Source organism: Candidatus Pelagibacter communis (genome assembly GCF_001180185.1).
Classification (GTDB): domain Bacteria; phylum Pseudomonadota; class Alphaproteobacteria; order Pelagibacterales; family Pelagibacteraceae; genus Pelagibacter; species Pelagibacter ubique_F.
The window spans coordinates 1-2299 of the sequence record NZ_CVSS01000027.1 but is presented as its reverse complement, the minus strand read 5'-3'; the positions used below and the strand labels follow the sequence as shown (position 1 = coordinate 2299).

Below are 2299 nucleotides of genomic sequence, written 5' to 3'. Positions count from 1 at the left end.
TCAACATGATGCTTCTCAAAGATTAATTAAATTAGAGGATTTTAGAAAAAATAAGAAAGAAGAAAATTCAAAGATTGCAAGTGACAGCTCAAATATCAATTCATCTAAAAAAAGTGAAAATGATGAATTAGAAAAAAAAAAAATTGCTGAAGATGAAAAGAAAAAGCAACTTATACAAAAAAAAAAATTAGAACAAGAAAAAGCAGAAAGACTTGCTAAAATTGAGAAAAGAAAAAAAGAATTAGAGGAAAAAAAACTAGCAAGAAAAGCAGAACAAGAGCGAAGAAAAGCTGAGAGATTAGCTAAAATTGAGAAAAGAAAAAAAGAACAAGAGGAAAAAAAACTAGCAAGAAAAGCAGAACAAGAGCGAAGAAAAGCTGAGAGATTAGCTAAAATAGAAGAAAAAAAGAGATTAAATAAAATTAAAAAAGAAATTTCAAATCAAAATAAAAATACAAAAAAACTTAAAATTGAACAAAATGAAAATGTTAATAAAGAATTAAAAGTAATTTATGCCGATACAGAAATAGTAAAAAAAGAATTATTACCCAATATAAATTTATCTGGAAATATCGATTATGAAATTAACAGAGAGTTTAACCTGGATACAGTAAAAAATTTATTAGCAAGTAACTCAAATTTGTTAATTGTAATTCCAAAAGATTTTGACTCGTTCTCAACTGTAAATTCAGAGGAAAATTTAACTTCCCAAATGGTAGCTGGTTCAAGAAGTGTTCCAAATCCAGAATTTAATAGGCTCCAAGCAGAAATGAGAAGAACTGAAAGAGAACTACAAAGAGCACAAGCTGAGGCTGAAAGGGGCTTTCAAATGTCACAATGTATAAGTTGTGGATTAATTACTCAGTGGGGAGGTATTGCCCTACAAGAAAAATGGCAAAATGAAGGTGCCAAACTTCAAAATAAATTAAATAATCTCATAAGTAGTTATTCAAATACACCAGATTACTTAGAAAAAGAAATGTTAAGAAGTTATAGTTATTTAGTTCAAAACGTTAAAGCTGAAAAAAAAGCTATTTATCAAATCGTTCAATTTAAAAATAAAAAATTAATTGAAAAGAATATTTCGATTAAATCTAATAAAGATTTTAAAGTTGCTTATAATATCGATCCTCAGGACAAAAAATATGAAAACTTGTTAAATAAATATTCTTCTCCAGAACAAATATCGAATTGGCAAAATCAAAAAATAAAAAATATTTCATTAAATGAATTTCTTAATTTAATTGATAATGAAAGTGAATTTAGGGAGTTATTTGATAAAAAAGAATTATATGCTAGCTTGAATTTTTCCATAGAAGAAGAGTTATCTTGGTGGGAAAAATTATTAGGTGGATCAAAATCGAACTCAAATAAAAAAACTGCATCATTAACCAACAAATCATCATCAAATTATGAACAAAAAGATGCTAGGTTTGATAGCGTAGTTATAGTTAAAACTGAAAAAGGTTTAGGTTCAGGTTTTTTTATTTCTAGGGATGAAATTATTACAAATTATCATGTCATAGAAAATGCCATGTCTATTTCCGTTACAGATAAGTTTAAAAAGAGATCATCTGCTGTTGTTGTTAAAAAAGATCTTAAAAGGGACCTCGCTCTTTTAAAAACTAATACAACTGGTAAACCAGTAACATTTTATGACGGTCAATTAAAACAAGGTGAAATGGTTGAAGCATTAGGTCACCCAAAAGGAAGAAAATTCTCCCTAACAAAGGGTTGGATTAGTGCAATTAGAAAAGAAAGCAGTGTTTACAGTGCGACTGGTAATGCAGACGTATTATTTATACAAACTGATGCTGCTATTAATCCTGGAAATTCTGGAGGTCCATTGTTTTTTAAAGATAAGGTTGTAGGTGTTAATACTCAAGGCTTACATAAAGACGTCAGTGAGGGAATGAATTTTGCTGTTCATTTTTCTGAAGTAAATCAATTTTTAGCTGAATAGCTGAAGACTTTTTAAAAAAAATTTACTTATTCATCTTGTTCAATTATAAATATTAGCATAAACACTCATGAAATTCATTAATGCCCTCGTGGTGAAATTGGTAGACACAAAGGACTTAAAATATACTAAAACCAATTTCTAGTTTACCCTGGATGACCCAGTGCGACCCAAAGGTTAGATAATTCATAGCATAATTGAGAGACCCAATTATATTTCTTGTTATGATTCAAAAACAAATAATAAAAAAGTTAGTCACCGGTTATACAAGGTTTAATTTACAGATAAAAAAATTAACAATATTTATTTATAATAAAATTTTTATTATTAGAATATTCT

General features: G+C 27.7%; 1 protein-coding gene. It reads left to right on the top strand.

Going from position 1 to position 2299, the window contains the following annotated elements:
- On the top strand, positions 1-1963 hold a 1963-nt coding region (locus AMN95_RS02130; RefSeq protein ID WP_143323753.1), incomplete at its 5' end, for a S1C family serine protease.
- Positions 1964-2299: the final 336 nt, after the last annotated feature.